This is a genomic window from Pseudomonas sp. Pse1 (genome assembly GCF_024519635.1).
Taxonomy (GTDB): Bacteria; Pseudomonadota; Gammaproteobacteria; order Pseudomonadales; family Pseudomonadaceae; genus Aquipseudomonas.
Genome location: NZ_JALJRO010000004.1, coordinates 164,412 through 179,121 on the forward strand (window position 1 = coordinate 164,412; position 14,710 = coordinate 179,121).

General features: G+C 60.5%; 15 protein-coding genes. 8 read left to right on the plus strand and 7 right to left on the minus strand.

Translation table 11 applies throughout. The annotated features are described in order from the left end of the window. Nucleotides 1-23: 23 nt before the first annotated feature. From NR126_RS08205 to NR126_RS08230, 6 genes are all read left to right on the plus strand, one after another. Complete coding sequence (locus NR126_RS08205; protein WP_027618638.1) at nt 24-788, plus strand: amino acid ABC transporter ATP-binding protein; 765 nt, start codon at nt 24-26, stop codon at nt 786-788. A gap of 142 nt (nt 789-930) precedes the next feature. Further along, entirely contained in the window at nt 931-1,590 is a 660-nt protein-coding gene (locus NR126_RS08210) for a FadR/GntR family transcriptional regulator (protein WP_027618639.1), read from the plus strand. After that, nucleotides 1,580-2,884 carry a CynX/NimT family MFS transporter gene (locus NR126_RS08215; RefSeq protein ID WP_256830002.1) on the plus strand — a complete coding sequence of 435 codons (1,305 nt, stop codon included), beginning with the start codon at nt 1,580-1,582 and terminating at the stop codon, nt 2,882-2,884. Before NR126_RS08210 ends, NR126_RS08215 begins: the two co-directional genes overlap by 11 nt. Before the next feature lie 99 nt (nt 2,885-2,983). Then, nucleotides 2,984-3,454, plus strand: a complete 471-nt coding sequence (locus NR126_RS08220) for a nuclear transport factor 2 family protein (protein ID WP_256830003.1) — start codon at nt 2,984-2,986, stop codon at nt 3,452-3,454. A 39-nt stretch (nt 3,455-3,493) separates the two neighbouring features. Beyond that, nucleotides 3,494-3,805 (plus strand): GIY-YIG nuclease family protein, encoded by a 312-nt coding sequence (locus NR126_RS08225; RefSeq protein ID WP_027618642.1) that lies wholly within the window; start codon nt 3,494-3,496, stop codon nt 3,803-3,805. 88 nt (nt 3,806-3,893) lie between these two features. Further along, on the plus strand, nt 3,894-4,826 hold the full coding sequence (locus tag NR126_RS08230) for a glutathione S-transferase family protein (RefSeq protein WP_256830004.1): 933 nt from the start codon (nt 3,894-3,896) through the stop codon (nt 4,824-4,826). A 160-nt stretch (nt 4,827-4,986) separates the two neighbouring features. On the opposite strand, the gene NR126_RS08235 is transcribed toward NR126_RS08230, so the two are convergent. Next, complete coding sequence (locus tag NR126_RS08235; protein WP_027618644.1) at nt 4,987-5,334, minus strand: glutaredoxin family protein; 348 nt, start codon at nt 5,332-5,334, stop codon at nt 4,987-4,989. Continuing rightward, complete coding sequence (yejK, locus tag NR126_RS08240) at nt 5,334-6,338, minus strand: nucleoid-associated protein YejK (RefSeq protein WP_027618645.1); 1,005 nt, start codon at nt 6,336-6,338, stop codon at nt 5,334-5,336. The genes NR126_RS08235 and yejK overlap by 1 nt, the downstream gene beginning before the upstream one ends. Before the next feature lie 396 nt (nt 6,339-6,734). On the opposite strand from yejK, the gene NR126_RS08245 reads away from it, so the two are divergent. Beyond that, nucleotides 6,735-7,016, plus strand: coding sequence for an HU family DNA-binding protein (locus tag NR126_RS08245; RefSeq protein ID WP_007905514.1), 282 nt, complete (start codon nt 6,735-6,737; stop codon nt 7,014-7,016). Nucleotides 7,017-7,078: 62 nt separating this feature from the next. Here NR126_RS08245 and rlmF read toward each other — a convergent pair whose 3' ends face one another. Further along, complete coding sequence (rlmF, locus tag NR126_RS08250) at nt 7,079-8,101, minus strand: 23S rRNA (adenine(1618)-N(6))-methyltransferase RlmF (protein WP_256830005.1); 1,023 nt, start codon at nt 8,099-8,101, stop codon at nt 7,079-7,081. Nucleotides 8,102-8,341: 240 nt separating this feature from the next. Next, on the minus strand, nt 8,342-11,188 hold the full coding sequence (locus NR126_RS08255; protein WP_256830006.1) for a valine--tRNA ligase: 2,847 nt from the start codon (nt 11,186-11,188) through the stop codon (nt 8,342-8,344). 367 nt (nt 11,189-11,555) lie between these two features. Here NR126_RS08255 and NR126_RS08260 point away from each other — a divergent pair, with 367 nt between their 5' ends. Continuing rightward, the gene (locus NR126_RS08260) at nt 11,556-11,993 is read left to right on the plus strand and encodes a DUF3757 domain-containing protein (RefSeq protein WP_027618648.1); all 438 of its coding nucleotides are present in this window, start codon (nt 11,556-11,558) and stop codon (nt 11,991-11,993) included. A 54-nt stretch (nt 11,994-12,047) separates the two neighbouring features. Here the strand turns inward: NR126_RS08260 and NR126_RS08265 are convergent, their stop codons facing one another. The 3 genes from NR126_RS08265 to NR126_RS08275 are packed head-to-tail and all read right to left on the minus strand — an operon-like array spanning nt 12,048 to nt 14,458. Next, the gene (locus NR126_RS08265) at nt 12,048-12,473 is read right to left on the minus strand and encodes a DNA polymerase III subunit chi (protein WP_256830007.1); all 426 of its coding nucleotides are present in this window, start codon (nt 12,471-12,473) and stop codon (nt 12,048-12,050) included. A gap of 7 nt (nt 12,474-12,480) precedes the next feature. After that, the gene (locus NR126_RS08270; protein ID WP_027618650.1) at nt 12,481-12,909 is read right to left on the minus strand and encodes a DNA polymerase III subunit chi; all 429 of its coding nucleotides are present in this window, start codon (nt 12,907-12,909) and stop codon (nt 12,481-12,483) included. Nucleotides 12,910-12,967: 58 nt separating this feature from the next. After that, complete coding sequence (locus NR126_RS08275; protein WP_027618651.1) at nt 12,968-14,458, minus strand: leucyl aminopeptidase; 1,491 nt, start codon at nt 14,456-14,458, stop codon at nt 12,968-12,970. Nucleotides 14,459-14,710: the final 252 nt, after the last annotated feature.

Below are 14,710 nucleotides of genomic sequence, written 5' to 3' on the forward strand. Positions count from 1 at the left end.
TACCTAATTTAGGAAGTTCTCTTATGAGCGAAGCAATCAAGCAACCGTCCAGCCCTGAAGGCATCATCCAGATGCAGGGCGTGAACAAGTGGTACGGCCAGTTCCACGTGCTGAAAGACATCAACCTCAACGTCAAGCAGGGCGAGCGCATCGTCCTGTGTGGCCCGTCGGGTTCCGGCAAATCCACTACCATCCGTTGCCTTAACCGCCTGGAAGAGCACCAGCAGGGCCGCATCGTGGTCGATGGCGTGGAGCTGACCAACGACCTCAAGCAGATCGAAACGGTGCGTCGCGAAGTCGGCATGGTGTTCCAGCACTTCAACCTGTTCCCGCACCTGACCATCCTGCAGAACTGCACGCTGGCGCCAATGTGGGTGCGCAAGATGCCCAAGCGCAAGGCCGAGGAAATCGCCATGCACTACCTGGAGCGCGTGCGCATTCCGGAGCAGGCGCACAAGTACCCGGGGCAGCTGTCCGGTGGTCAGCAGCAGCGTGTGGCAATCGCCCGCGCATTGTGCATGAAGCCCAAAATCATGCTGTTTGACGAACCAACCTCGGCCCTCGATCCGGAGATGGTGAAGGAAGTACTGGACACCATGATCGGCCTGGCTGAAGACGGTATGACCATGCTCTGCGTGACCCACGAAATGGGCTTCGCCCGCACCGTGGCGAATCGAGTGATCTTCATGGACAAGGGTGAAATCGTCGAGCAGGCGGCGCCGAACGACTTCTTCGACAACCCGCAGAACGACCGCACCAAACTGTTCCTGAGCCAGATCCTGCATTGATCGAGGTGTACAGTTAAAAAACCCGGACTGAGTTCCGGGTTTTTTTATGCCGGCAGAAAACGGGCGCTCTGTTGCTCTCCAGGGGCAAGCTGACTAACATGTCAGAAAATTCATCCCATGATTGGATGGCAGGGCGAATTCCATGTCTGAAATATCTCCGCTTATCAAACGCTCCCTGGTCGATCAGGCCCTCGAGCAACTGCGTCTGCGCATCAGTCAGGGCCAGTGGGTCGTGGGCCAGCGCCTGCCGACTGAGCCCGAGTTGTGCGCCGAACTTGGCATTAGTCGCAACACCGTGCGTGAAGCCATGCGAGTGCTGGCGTTTTCCGGATTGATCGAGATTCGCCAGGGCGATGGCAGCTACGTGCGCGCAGTGGTCGATCCGCTGGATACCCTGAAGGCCTTGTCCCGCTGTTCCCATGAGCAGGCCCGAGAGACCCGGCACATCCTCGAAGTCGAGGCCATCGGCCTGGCGGCGCTGCGGCGTACCGACGATGACCTGCTGGCCTTGCGCCAGGCACTTGAAGTCAGCGGTGGTCATTATCACGGTGACCTCGACAGTTACATTGCCTGCGATATGGCATTCCACCGGTTGCTGGTGGACGCCGCGCATAACCCCACCCTCAGCGAGCTGTATCGCTATTTCTCCAGCGTCGTCGCGGCACAGTTGCGCGAGACACTGAACGTTATCCCCAGGCGTCAGGAAGTGTTCGATCTGCATATCGACCTGCTCGATGCCGTCGAGCAGCGCGACCCGGAACGGGCGAAAGCCATTTCCCGGCAGTTGATCAATGAACCCTGATACCGAGAGCCTTATGTCCAACCACTCTGAAACCCTTGCACCGAAGCGCTCGGCAGAGCTTGAAGAACTGCTGATCGATGCCGAGGCCGACGACGAGCAGGTCCAGACCAGTCACCCGTCGTTGCGCCGTCCGTGGCTGCTGTTGCTGGGCCTGGTCCTGGTGGCGCTGAACCTGCGCCCGGCGCTGTCGAGCATGGCGCCATTGCTCAGTGAGGTGTCCCACGCGCTTGGCCTTTCGGCTGCCAAGGCCGGTTTGTTGACCACCTTGCCGGTGCTCTGCCTGGGGCTGTTTGCACCGCTGGCGCCGGTCCTGGCGCGGCGTTTTGGTGCCGAGCGCGTGGTGCTGGGGATTCTGCTGACGCTGGCCGGCGGGATTATCCTGCGCAGTTCGTTCGGTGAAGTCGGGCTGTTTGCCGGGAGCGTCCTCGCCGGTGCCAGCATCGGTGTGATCGGCGTATTGCTACCGGGGATCGTCAAGCGCGACTTCGCCAAGCATGCCGGGACCATGACCGGGGTCTACACCATGGCCCTTTGCCTGGGCGCGGCCATGGCGGCGGGCGCCAGCGTGCCGTTGAGCGAGCATTTTAACCAGGGATGGACGGCGGGTCTGGGCTTCTGGGTCATTCCGGCGTTGCTCGCGGCGGTGTTCTGGTTGCCGCAAGTTGGGCCCAAGCACGGCGCGCACAATGTCGCGTACCGGGTTCGCGGCTTGCTGCGCGACCCGTTGGCCTGGCAAGTGACGCTGTACATGGGGCTGCAGTCCTCGCTGGCCTACATTGTGTTCGGCTGGTTGCCATCGATCCTGATCGGTCGCGGCCTGACGCCAACCCAGGCCGGGCTGGTGTTGTCCGGCTCGGTGATCGTGCAACTCGCCAGTTCGCTGGCGGCACCCTGGCTGGCCACGCGGGGCAAGGATCAGCGTCCGGCCATTGTGCTGGTGATGCTGATGACCCTGGGCGGCTTGTTCGGCTGTCTGTACGCGCCGATCGAAGGTTTGTGGGGCTGGGCGATCCTGTTGGGCCTGGGGCAGGGCGCGACGTTCGCCCTGGCCTTGACCCTGATCGTCCTGCGTTCGCGCGACTCCCACGTGGCGGCCAACCTGTCGAGCATGGCTCAGGGATTCGGTTACACCCTGGCGTCGATGGGGCCGTTCGCGGTCGGCCTGGTGCATGACTGGACCGGCGGCTGGGGTGCCGTCGGCTGGATCTTCGGGGTGATTGGCCTAGGGGCGATTATCGCCGGGTTGGGAGCGGGCCGAGCGCGCTACGTGCAGGTTGAGAGCGAACGGGTCTGAGTCGAGCGCACCCACAGTATTTGCGTGGCGAATGCCGGTGGTGTTCCGCGCTGGCGCAGACTATCGTGCAGCGATCTTTCGATTGTCCGGAGTCTGCCCATGAGCGAAACCAACCGCGCGTTGATCACCACGTTCTACCAAGCCTTCCAGCGCCTGGATGCCGAGGCCATGGCGGCCTGCTACTGCGACGATGTGTTGTTCAGCGATCCGGCCTTTGGCGAGCTGCGTGGCCGTGATGCCGGCGACATGTGGCGCATGCTCACCACCCGGGCCAAGGATTTCTCGCTGACCTTCGACAGTGTTCAGGCCGACGAGCGCGCAGGCAGCGCCCATTGGGTCGCCACCTACCTGTTCAGCCAGACCGGCAACACTGTGGTCAACGACATACACGCGCGCTTCGTGTTTCGCGACGGCAAGATTTGCGAGCACCATGACGCCTTCAGTCTGTGGCGCTGGTCGCGTCAGGCATTGGGTTTCAAAGGCCTGCTGCTGGGGTGGACACCGCTGGTGGGCAACGCAGTGCGCGGTCAGGCGTTGAAGGGGCTGAAGGCATTTCAGGCCGGTCGCTGATAAGATTGCGGCCTGTTTCCTACAAGTCCTCATTGTTACGTGACCACCCTCAGCGAAAGCACTGTCGACGTCGACACTCCGGCAAGCAAAACCTGGTTTGTCTACCTCGTGCGTGCCGCCAATGGTTCGCTCTATTGCGGGATCAGTGATGATCCCGAGCGTCGTTTCGCCAAGCACCAGAGCGGCAAGGGAGCACGTTTCTTTCTCTCCAGCCCGGCGGTGGCGCTGGTCTACACCGAGCGCTGTCGTGACAAGAGCGATGCACTGCGCCAGGAACGGTTGATCAAAAAGCTCAGGAAGAGTGCCAAAGAGTGCCTGGTGGCCAGCGCAGTGACAGGCCCATCAATCTGACTGATCAGTTCTCATCAGGGTGCATGGGTAGGCCATCACTCGATTGCGCGCTAAGCTGCGGGCTCCTCACTCAAGCGGCGGGACCAGCATGTCAGAGTTGATTCTTCACCATTACCCGGCCTCCCCATTCGCCGAAAAGACCCGCCTGATGCTGGGCTTCAAGGGGCTGTCCTGGCGTTCGGTGCACATCTCACCGGTCATGCCCAAGCCCGATCTCACGGCGTTGACCGGCGGTTACCGCAAGACTCCGGTGCTGCAGATTGGCGCCGATATTTACTGCGACACCGCGCTGATTGCACGACGCCTGGATCAGGAGAAGGCCCTGCCGGCGTTCTTTCCAGAGGGCCAGGAATTGGTCAGCGCGACTTTCGCCGCCTGGGCCGATTCGGTGCTGTTCCAGCACGCGGTGAGTCTGGTGTTCCAGCCTGAGTCGATTGCTGTGCGTTTTGCCAAGCTGCCGCCGGAAGCGGTGAAAGCCTTCGTTGCCGACCGTGCCGGATTGTTCAGTGGCGGCAGCGCGACGCGGTTTTCGGCGGAGCAGGCTCGGCATCAATGGCCAACTTTTATGGCGCGGCTGGAGCAGCAATTGCAGCGCGATGGCGATTACCTGTTCGGCGAACCTTCGATTGCCGACCTGGCCCTGGCCCATCCTCTGTGGTTCCTCAAGGCTACGCCGGTGACGGCACCGCTGGTGGATGCCTATCCGACGGTTTCGGCCTGGCTGACGCGGGCGCTGGGCTTTGGTCATGGTGCATTCAGCGCCATGAGTGCAGAGGAGGCTTTGCAAGTGGCGCGCGAGGCAACCCCGGCGGCCTTGCCGGACGAGGCGTTCATCGACCCGAACGGTTTTGTCGCCGGTCAGCCAGTGGTGATCGCCGCGACCGACTATGGCGTTGATCCGGTTGAGGGCGAGTTGCTGTTTGCGGGCAGCGAGGAGTTGATCCTGCGTCGCGAAGACGAGCGTGGCGGTGTGGTGCACGTGCACTTCCCGCGCCTGGGATTCCGAATCGAGGCCCGCTGACGCGGTGTTGTGTGCCGGCCCTTTGTGGGAGCAGCCCGGGCGGCGTGCCGTTGCTCGCGAAAGCGGCGGGTCAGTCATCGCAGATGCTGGATAGGCTGACCTCATCGCCAGCAGGCTGGCCACAGGGATTTGAACGCTTCACAGGTTCTGCGTCGCGCCCCTACAAGGCCGCCATGATCGCATCCGGGTCAAAGTTGCGAATCAGCGTGCCATTCACGTCCAGCACCGGGATGCCGCGACCGCCTAGTGCTTCATAAGCCTTGCGTGCCCCGGCGTCCTTGTCGATATCGAATTCCTTGAACGGAATGCCCTTGCTATCGAGAAAGCGCCGGGTTGCCTGGCAGTAGCCGCACCAATCGGTCGAGTAAAGCACAACCCGGGCGTTGCTCCGGACTTGCTCGGAGACCGCCTGGGAAGGATTGAACAGCCGTTCGATCTTGCCCCAGTTCTGATAGACCACCACCACCAGCAGGATCAACAGGACCTTCTTCAGCGTCCGTACGAGCATCAGTTGCGGCGCTTGAGCTGATCGGTGAGCGAGGTCGGCAGGCCCTTGATGATCAGGGTGCCGGCTTCTTCGTCGTATTCGATCTTCGAGCCGAGCAGATGCGCTTCAAAGCTGATGGACAGGCCTTCGGCGCGCCCAGTGAAGCGACGGAATTGATTGAGGGTACGTTTGTCCGCTGGAATCTCCGGCGACAGACCGTAGTCCTTGTTACGGATATGGTCGTAGAAGGCTTTCGGCCGCTCTTCGTCGATCAGCTCGGAGAGCTCTTCCAGGCCCATGGGTTCGCCGAGCTTGGCCTGGCTGCTGGCGTAGTCGACCAGGGTCTTGGTTTTCTCGCGGGCATCGTCTTCGGGCAGGTCTTCGCTTTCGACGAAGTCACTGAACGCTTTGAGCAGGGTGCGGGTTTCGCCTGGCCCGTCGACCCCTTCCTGGCAGCCAATGAAATCGCGGAAATACTCGGAAACCTTTTTCCCGTTCTTGCCCTTGATGAACGAAATGTACTGCTTGGACTGCTTGTTGTTCTGCCACTCGGAAATGTTGATCCGCGCCGCCAGGTGCAGTTGACCGAGGTCCAAGTGCCGGGAAGGAGTCACGTCGAGTTGCTCGGTCACCGCCACGCCTTCGCTGTGATGCAGCAGGGCGATCGCCAGGTAGTCGGTCATGCCTTGCTGGTAATGGGCGAACAGCACGTGGCCGCCGGTCGACAGGTTGGACTCCTCCATCAGCTTCTGCAGGTGCTCGACGGCAACCCGGCTGAAGGCGGTGAAGTCCTTGCCGCCGTCCAGGTACTCCTTCAGCCAGCCGCTGAACGGATGTGCGCCAGACTCGGCATGGAACAAACCCCAGGCCTTGCCGGCTTTGGCGTTGTAGCTTTCATTGAGGTCGGCAAGCATGTTCTCGATTGCGGCGGATTCGCTCAGCTCCGAGTCACGGGCATGGAGAACTGCAGGTGTGCCGTCGGGTTTTTTGTCGATCAGGTGGACGATGCAATGACGGATCGGCATGGGCTTCTCGGCTGGATGAATGGAGGAGGGCGTGCTCCCCCGAAAAAGTGCCCAGTGTACCGCACCTGCTGGTTTTGGCGGCGGTTCAAGGGGGTGGCGTGTGACTCCCGTCGGGCTTATGCGTTTTTTTACCGGTTTAGAGCAATAAAGCTGACCAAATGGGTAGGTAGAGGCGGATATTTCCCCGTCTCTGTGCTAGTTTTGCCCCGTCTTGCGCGAAGTCACCGCGACAAGCCTGCATTCAGCATTTGTCAGGTCGAACCAAACCCTGATTTCGGCATCTATAACCCCGATGCATCGGTGTTGTAGCCGAGGGTGCCAGATCCAGAAGATCGGGCTCGATAGCTGACACTGCACTCTGCAATCCATATGAATTTGATAGGGAAGGAACACCACATGGCTCTTACTAAAGACCAACTGATCGCCGATATCGCTGAAGCTATCGACGCGCCAAAAACCACCGCGCGTAACGCTCTGGACCAACTGGGCCAAATCGTTGCTGATCAACTGGAAAACGGCGGTGAAATCACCCTGCCAGGTATCGGCAAACTGAAAGTGACCGAGCGTCCTGCCCGTACCGGCCGCAACCCTTCGACTGGCGCTGCCATCGAAATCGCTGCCAAGAAAGTTATCAAGCTGGTTGTGGCTAAAGGCCTGACCGACGCTGTTAACAAGTAAGACGCATAAAAGAAAGCCGTGCACCGGAGCGATTCGGGCACGGCTTTTTTGTTGCCTGCGATTTAATCCTTTCGCACCCAGCGCTGACGCCAGGCCTGTTGTTGCGCGGGCGTCTGGAACGTCCAGGCGACAAAGCGGCTCTGCTTCTGCCCCTGGGACATTTCCACCACCTGGCGTTGCAGGGCTCCGACCTTTTTCAGCGCGGCCTCGATTGCCGGCAGATTGGAAGCTTTCGAAACCAGGGTGCTGAACCACAACACCTGTTGCCCGATCTCTGCGCTTTCGCTGATCAGTTGTGTGACAAAGCGTGCCTCACCACCCTCGCACCACAATTCCGCTGCCTGACCGCCGAAGTTCAGCACTGGCAGTTTGCGTTTCGGATCGGCCTTGCCCAATGCCCGCCATTTGCGTGTGCTGCCACGCGTGGCTTCTTCCAGCGAGGCGTGGAAAGGTGGATTGCACATCGTCAGGTCAAAACGCTCGGTACTCTCGAGCAGATCCCGCAGGATCTGCTTGCGATTACCTTGCTGGCGCAACTGGATGGCCTTGTTAAGTCCGTTGGATTGAACGATGGCTTTGGCGGAGGCGACGGCCGTGGTGTCGATTTCCGAGCCGAGGAAATGCCAGCGGTAATCGCTGTAACCGATCAGCGGATAGATGCAGTTGGCGCCCGTGCCGATATCCAGCACCTTGACTGCCGCACCTCGTGGAATGATGCCTTCGTTGCCGCTGGCCAATAGGTCGGCGAGGAAGTGCACATAATCGGCTCGGCCCGGCACCGGTGGGCACAGGTAGTCTGCGGGAATATCCCAATGGGCAATGCCGTAGAAGGATTTGAGCAGCGCCCGATTGAACACCCGCACCGCATCGGGGCTGGCGAAGTCGATGCTTTCCTTGCCGTACGGGTTGATGATCACGAACTTCGCCAGTTCCGGGGTGCTTTTGATCAGCGCCGGAAAGTCGTAACGGCCCTGATGGCGATTGCGCGGATGCAGGCTGGCCTTCTCCCGCGGCACCTCGGCTTTGGCCGGGGTAGCAGTGGCTGGCTTGTTGCGCGCAGGTTTGGGGTGGCGAGGGGCGGTCATGGCTGGAATCGATTCGGGTATGGCTGAAAGTGGCGGGCATTGTCCCACATCCTGCGGGTGTGAACCCAATTGCAAAATCGACACAGAGCCCTGTGGGCGTGGCCGCAATAGCCGACTATCAGGCAAATCAGTTTTGAATGTATGTCCGCATCGCGGGCAAGCCTGCTCCCACAGTGGTCAGGAACGGAACAAAAAAAGGGAGACCATCACTGGCCTCCCTTTTTCATTGCGCTTTACCGATTACAGACTGGCAATCCGCGCGTGCTGCTCGGCCAACTTGCCCAGAGCCTGTTCGGCTTCGGCCAGTTTGGCGCGTTCTTTTTCGATGACTTCGGCCGGGGCCTTGTCAACGAAGCCGGCGTTGGACAGCTTGCCGCCAACCCGCTGCACTTCACCTTGCAGGCGCTGGATTTCCTTGTCCAGACGCGCCAGTTCGGCACCCTTGTCGATCAGGCCGGCCATCGGCACCAGCACTTCCATCTCGCCGACCAGAGCGGTAGCGGACAGCGGTGCTTCTTCACCAGCGGCGAGGACAGTGATCGATTCGAGCTTGGCCAGCTTCTTCAGCAGCAGTTCGTTTTCGCTGAGGCGACGCTGGTCTTCGGCGCTGACGTTCTTCAGGAACAGCGGCAGCGGCTTGCCCGGGCCGATGTTCATTTCGCCACGGATGTTACGCGTGCCGAGCATCAGGCCCTTGAGCCATTCGATATCGTCTTCGGCGGCCTGGTCGATGCGTGCTTCGTTGGCCACAGGCCAAGGTTGCAGCATGATCGTTTTGCCTTCGACACCGGCCAGCGGCGCGATGCGCTGCCAGATTTCTTCGGTGATGAACGGCATGAACGGATGCGCCAGGCGCAGGGCCACTTCCAGCACGCGAACCAGGGTGCGGCGGGGGCCGCGCTGACGTTCGATCGGGCCGTTTTCGTCCCACAATACCGGCTTGGACAGTTCCAGGTACCAATCGCAGTACTGGTTCCAGATGAATTCGTACAAGGCTTGCGCCGCCAGGTCGAAACGGAACTGGTCGAGTTGACGGGTGACTTCGGCTTCGGTGCGTTGCAGCTGGGAAATGATCCAGCGATCTGCCAGCGACAGTTCGTAGGCCTCGCCGTTCTGGCCGCAGTCTTCGCCCTTGTCGAGGACGTAGCGCGCTGCGTTCCAGATCTTGTTGCAGAAGTTGCGATAGCCTTCAACGCGGCCCATGTCGAACTTGATGTCGCGACCGGTGGAGGCCAGCGAGCAAAAGGTGAAGCGCAGGGCATCGGTGCCGTAGCTGGCGATACCGTCGGCGAACTCGTCGCGGGTCTGCTTCTCGATCTTTTTCGCCAGTTTCGGCTGCATCAGGCCGGAGGTACGTTTCTGCACCAGGGCTTCAAGCTCGATGCCGTCGATGATGTCCAGCGGGTCAAGCACGTTACCCTTGGACTTGGACATCTTCTGGCCTTGGCCATCACGCACCAGGCCGTGCACGTACACGGTCTTGAACGGAACCTGCGGTGTGCCGTCCTCGTTTTTCACCAAATGCATGGTGAGCATGATCATCCGGGCAACCCAGAAGAAAATGATGTCGAAGCCGGTCACCAGGACGTCGGTGGAGTGGAACTTCTTGAGGAATTCGGTCTGCTGCGGCCAGCCAAGGGTCGAGAAGGTCCACAGGCCTGAACTGAACCAGGTGTCGAGCACGTCGTTGTCCTGCTGCAGGGCAACGTCGGCGCCGAGATTGTTCTTGGCCCGCACTTCGGCTTCGTCGCGACCGACATAGACCTTGCCCGACTCGTCGTACCAGGCCGGAATCCGGTGGCCCCACCACAGTTGGCGGCTGATGCACCAATCCTGGATGTCACGCATCCACGAGAAGTACATGTTTTCGTACTGTTTCGGCACGAACTGGATGCGACCGTCTTCAACGGCGGCAATCGCCGGCTCGGCCAGCGGCTTGGTGGACACATACCACTGGTCGGTCAGCCAAGGCTCGATGATGGTCCCGGAGCGGTCGCCCTTTGGCACTTTCAGACCGTGGTCGTCGACGCTGACCAGCAGGCCCGCAGCTTCGAAGGCGGCAACGATCTGCTTGCGCGCTTCGAAACGATCGAGGCCTACGTATTCGGCCGGGATCTTGCCGTCGATGCTGTCGTTCAGTGTGCCATCGAGGTTGAACACCTGGCAGGCCGGAAGGACTGCAGCGTTCTTGTCGAAGATGTTCAGCAGCGGCAGGTTGTGGCGCTTGCCGACTTCGTAGTCGTTGAAATCGTGTGCCGGGGTGATTTTCACGCAGCCGGTGCCGAATTCAGGGTCGCAGTAATCGTCGGCGATGATCGGGATGCGGCGGCCCACCAGTGGCAGCTCGACAAACTTGCCGATCAGGGCCTGGTAGCGCTCGTCGTTCGGGTTCACCGCGACGGCGGAATCGCCGAGCATGGTTTCCGGACGGGTGGTCGCGACGATCAGGTAATCATTGCCTTCGGCGGTTTTCGCGCCATCGGCCAGCGGGTATTTCAGGTTCCACAGGAAACCTTTCTCGTCGTGGTTTTCCACTTCAAGGTCGGAAATCGCCGTGTGCAGCTTGGTGTCCCAGTTGACCAGGCGCTTGCCGCGGTAGATCAGGCCGTCTTCGTGCAGGCGCACGAACGCTTCCTTGACCGCTTCCGAGAGGCCGTCATCCATGGTGAAGCGCTCGCGGCTCCAGTCCACGGACGAGCCGAGGCGACGGATCTGACGGCTGATATTGCCGCCGGACTCTTCTTTCCATTCCCAGACTTTTTCGAGGAATTTTTCCCGGCCCAGGTCGTGGCGATTCTGGCCCTTGGCTTCGAGCTGACGCTCAACCAGCATTTGCGTGGCGATACCGGCGTGGTCGGTGCCCGGCTGCCACAGGGTGTCGCGACCCTGCATGCGGCGGAAACGGATCAGGGCGTCCATGATCGCGTTGTTGAAGCCATGACCCATGTGCAGGCTGCCGGTGACGTTCGGCGGTGGAATCATGATGGTGTAGGAATCGCCCGCGCCTTGCGGGGCGAAGTAGTTCTCGGACTCCCAGGTGTTGTACCAGGAAGTTTCAATGGCGTGCGGCTGGTAGGTCTTATCCATGCGCGGCGGGACCCTATTGGCATTTATTCAGGAAAAGCCGGCAAGTATAGCGGGGATGACGCCCGGGGCGTAGGGCGAGCTGATGGCAGGGGTGAGAAAACTCGTGGTTTTTTTTGCTGTCACCGTCGCTGGGCGTTCCTCGTTAAGGAGTGTGCGTCCTGAAGTCAGTCTCCGATGCCAACCGCTGAAGAGGGAGTGGAACTGCTAAATGACTTTTCGTTTACATATAAGGACTTTCCCTACAAGTTTGCGGGTTTGAGCAAGGTAAGTGTGTGGGTAATATTCGACCGGCACTGGAGCGCCATTGTTATCTGCGCGTGATAGCTGCAAATCACACATTGGGTTACACGTATTACATGGAGTGTTTATGGCTATTAAAAAGTTAGCGCTGTTGATCCCCTTCCTGTTGTCGAGCACGGCCTGGGCGGGCGTCATCGAGCACTGCCCGAAAGTCGCCGATATCAAGGAGGTGGGCACCGCCAGCTACACGGCGCCAACCGTCAGCGGCGAGGGCCAGTGGCACGGTACTTCGCAAGGCGCGGGCGGACCTGTCGTCGGCTTTGACGAGGCGATCTTCAAGGCTCATCGTGAGCCGGCCGAAGGTAAGGTGGTCGGCGAGTTGCTGCACTGTGGCTACAGCCTGCGCGATGGTGGCAAGTTGGATATGCGTTTCAAGCAGGAAGGTACTGTTATCAAAATCAAGTCTGGCGGCGCTTGGGAGCAGTGGTACAGCCAATATTACTGTGAGGATAAAACCGACGGTGGTTGTGCCTTCAAAGAATTGAAGCGTCCAACTAAAGGCTGACTCAGTAACATTCAAACAAGGAGCGAGTCATCTCGCTCCTCTTCGTGTTGGCAATCAATTCTCGTACTGACTCAACAAGCGTTCCATCCGCGCATCCAGCCGACGCTTGATTTCGGTTTCGATGTGCGGAGCGAAGTCGTCGATCACGTCTTGCATGATCAGTTGCGCGGCGGCGCGCAGTTCGCCGTCCAGGTGCAGCATCACGTCAGCAGCCTGTTGCGCAGTGCTGGCCGCCGGCGGAGGAGGTGCTTGTACCACGGGTGCGGGTGGTGCGGGCTCTTCGATGGCTTCAGCCGGCGCGGTGCCGCCGACCTGATCGAACAGCATCGGAATCTGGCCTTCTTCGCTGACACTATCGACCGTTTCGACGGTATCGGTCAGCAGGGGCGGTTGCAGGTTGTCGTCGCCGAGCAGTTGGCGGATCGACTCAAGGTCGTCCAGCAGGTGCGCGGATTTTTTCAGCGGGTTTGGCGTGTCCATGGGGTACTCAGATTCGCTGTAGCCGGTGATCTTGCAGAGGATAGCCCTGTTCGCGGTAGAAGCGGAAACTCTCCCGCGCGGCCTGACGAATTGCCGGATCTTCCACCACCACTTCAGCCACGCGGGCGAAGCGCTGGGCAAAGGTCGGGACCTTGAGGTCGAGGTTGACCAACAGATCCTGATGAGTGCCCGGATCTTCGCCCAGGCCCAATACGATCAAGCCGTCCGGTTCACGTTCGGCGGCACCGTGGGGGACGAAGGTTTCGCCCTTGAAGGCCCAGAGCCGGGCATCGAGGTCGTCGCGTTGCGCGGCATCGCTGCAATGCAAATAGATGCGATGACCCATGCGCCAGGCTTTTTCCGTGAGTTTGCAGGCGAAGTCCAGGCGTGCCGATGGGTCGGCGCTGGGCAGGATATAAAAGTCGACTTTGGTCATTGCGGTTCCTGCGCCACAAGTGGCGCCCCATAAAGGACGCCACTCGCGGTCATCGGTTTCAGGCCTTGGCGCGATCCAGCAGGTATTGGGTCAGCAGGGGGACCGGGCGGCCGGTGGCGCCCTTGTCCTTGCCGCCGCTGATCCAGGCGGTGCCGGCGATATCCAGGTGCGCCCAGTTCAGGTTCTTGGTGAAGCGCGACAGGAAGCAGGCGGCGGTGATGGTGCCTGCCTTCGGCCCGCCAATGTTGGCGATGTCGGCGAACGGGCTGTCCAGTTGTTCCTGGTACTCATCGAACAGCGGCAGTTGCCAGGCGCGGTCGTCGGCGGCCTTGCCGGCGCTGAGCAGTTGTTCGATCAGTTCGTCGTTGTTGCCCAGCAGGCCCGAGGTGTGCGAGCCAAGGGCGACGATGCAGGCGCCGGTCAGTGTGGCGATGTCGATCACGGCCTGTGGCTTGAAGCGCTCGGCGTAGGTCAGGGCATCGCACAGCACCAGGCGGCCTTCGGCGTCGGTGTTGAGGATTTCAACGGTCTGGCCGCTCATGGTGGTGACAATGTCGCCAGGACGTGCAGCGTTGCCGCTTGGCATGTTTTCGGCGCATGCCAGAATGCAAACCAGGTTGATCGGCAGTTTCAGTTCGAGCACGGCGCGCAGGGTGCCGAATACGCTGGCGGCGCCGCCCATGTCGTACTTCATTTCATCCATGCCGGCGCCTGGCTTGAGGCTGATGCCGCCGGTATCGAAAGTGATGCCTTTGCCAACCAGGGCGTACGGTTTCTCGGATTTCTTGCCGCCGTTGTATTGCATGACGATCAGGCGCGGCGGCTGGGCGCTGCCCTGGCCAACGGCGTAGAACGAGCCCATGCCCAGTTCCTTGATCTTCTTCTCGTCAAGCACTTCGACTTTCAGGCCCTTGAACTCTTTGCCGAGGTTCTTTGCCTGCTCGCCGAGGAAGGTCGGGTGGCAGATGTTCGGCGGCAGGTTGCCGAGGTCGCGGGTGAACGACATGCCGTTGGCAATGGCAGTGGCGTGGGTCACTGCGCGCTGCACTTCAGCCTGGGCTGCCTTGATGGTCAGCAGGGTGATTTTCTTCAGTGCGCGAGGTTCGGCTTTCTGGCTCTTGAACTGATCGAAGGTGTATTCGCCGTCCACCAGGGTTTCCGCCAGCAGGCGGGTCTTGCCATAGCTGTCGCGACCCTTGACCACGACTTCGTCCAGCGCCAGTGCGGCATCGCCGCCACCCAGGCCCTTGAGGGTGTTCAGTACGCCAGCGACGATTTTGCGGAACGGACGGTCGCCCAGTTCGGCGTCCTTGCCCACGCCCACCAGCAGCACGCGCTCGGCCTTGATGTTGGGCAGGTTGTGCAGGAGCAGGCTTTGGCCGACTTTGCCGGCGAGGTCGCCGCGCTTGAGGATGGCGCTGATGGCGCCACCGGAGAGTTCGTCGATCTGCTGAGCGACGTTGCCGAGTTTGCGGCCTTCGCCGACGGCAACCACCAGGGTGGCGGTCTTCAACGTTTCTGGGCTAACGCTTTTTACAACCAGTTCCATGTCCGGGTCCCTGAATAAATGGTCAAAGTGCAACGGCACGCACGTTTGCTTCTATATTGAAAAGGCGCTGCTACAGCCAGCGACAAAGGCCGCAGTGTGAACCTCGCCAGCGGCGCCTGACAACCCTTGCGCCGCTGATCTTTGAGGCTTTGCGCGCCGGCTTGAGCGTGCGCAGTGACAGGCGCGGTCAATCACAGGATAATGCCGCAACTTTTTCGGCGGCTCATTCCTGAGAGCCGCTGTTTGCTTGTT

What these genes read in the sequence shown, in the direction of transcription:
- NR126_RS08205 (WP_027618638.1), top strand. Translation starts at nt 24, where the DNA reads ATGAGCGAAGCAATCAAGCAACCGTCCAGCCCTGAAGGCATCATCCAG.
- NR126_RS08210 (WP_027618639.1), top strand. Translation starts at nt 931, where the DNA reads ATGTCTGAAATATCTCCGCTTATCAAACGCTCCCTGGTCGATCAGGCC.
- NR126_RS08215 (WP_256830002.1), top strand. Translation starts at nt 1,580, where the DNA reads ATGAACCCTGATACCGAGAGCCTTATGTCCAACCACTCTGAAACCCTT.
- NR126_RS08220 (WP_256830003.1), top strand. Translation starts at nt 2,984, where the DNA reads ATGAGCGAAACCAACCGCGCGTTGATCACCACGTTCTACCAAGCCTTC.
- NR126_RS08230 (WP_256830004.1), top strand. Translation starts at nt 3,894, where the DNA reads ATGTCAGAGTTGATTCTTCACCATTACCCGGCCTCCCCATTCGCCGAA.
- NR126_RS08235 (WP_027618644.1), bottom strand. Translation starts at nt 5,334, where the DNA reads ATGCTCGTACGGACGCTGAAGAAGGTCCTGTTGATCCTGCTGGTGGTG.
- yejK (WP_027618645.1), bottom strand. Translation starts at nt 6,338, where the DNA reads ATGCCGATCCGTCATTGCATCGTCCACCTGATCGACAAAAAACCCGAC.
- NR126_RS08245 (WP_007905514.1), top strand. Translation starts at nt 6,735, where the DNA reads ATGGCTCTTACTAAAGACCAACTGATCGCCGATATCGCTGAAGCTATC.
- rlmF (WP_256830005.1), bottom strand. Translation starts at nt 8,101, where the DNA reads ATGACCGCCCCTCGCCACCCCAAACCTGCGCGCAACAAGCCAGCCACT.
- NR126_RS08255 (WP_256830006.1), bottom strand. Translation starts at nt 11,188, where the DNA reads ATGGATAAGACCTACCAGCCGCACGCCATTGAAACTTCCTGGTACAAC.
- NR126_RS08260 (WP_027618648.1), top strand. Translation starts at nt 11,556, where the DNA reads ATGGCTATTAAAAAGTTAGCGCTGTTGATCCCCTTCCTGTTGTCGAGC.
- NR126_RS08265 (WP_256830007.1), bottom strand. Translation starts at nt 12,473, where the DNA reads ATGGACACGCCAAACCCGCTGAAAAAATCCGCGCACCTGCTGGACGAC.
- NR126_RS08270 (WP_027618650.1), bottom strand. Translation starts at nt 12,909, where the DNA reads ATGACCAAAGTCGACTTTTATATCCTGCCCAGCGCCGACCCATCGGCA.
- NR126_RS08275 (WP_027618651.1), bottom strand. Translation starts at nt 14,458, where the DNA reads ATGGAACTGGTTGTAAAAAGCGTTAGCCCAGAAACGTTGAAGACCGCC.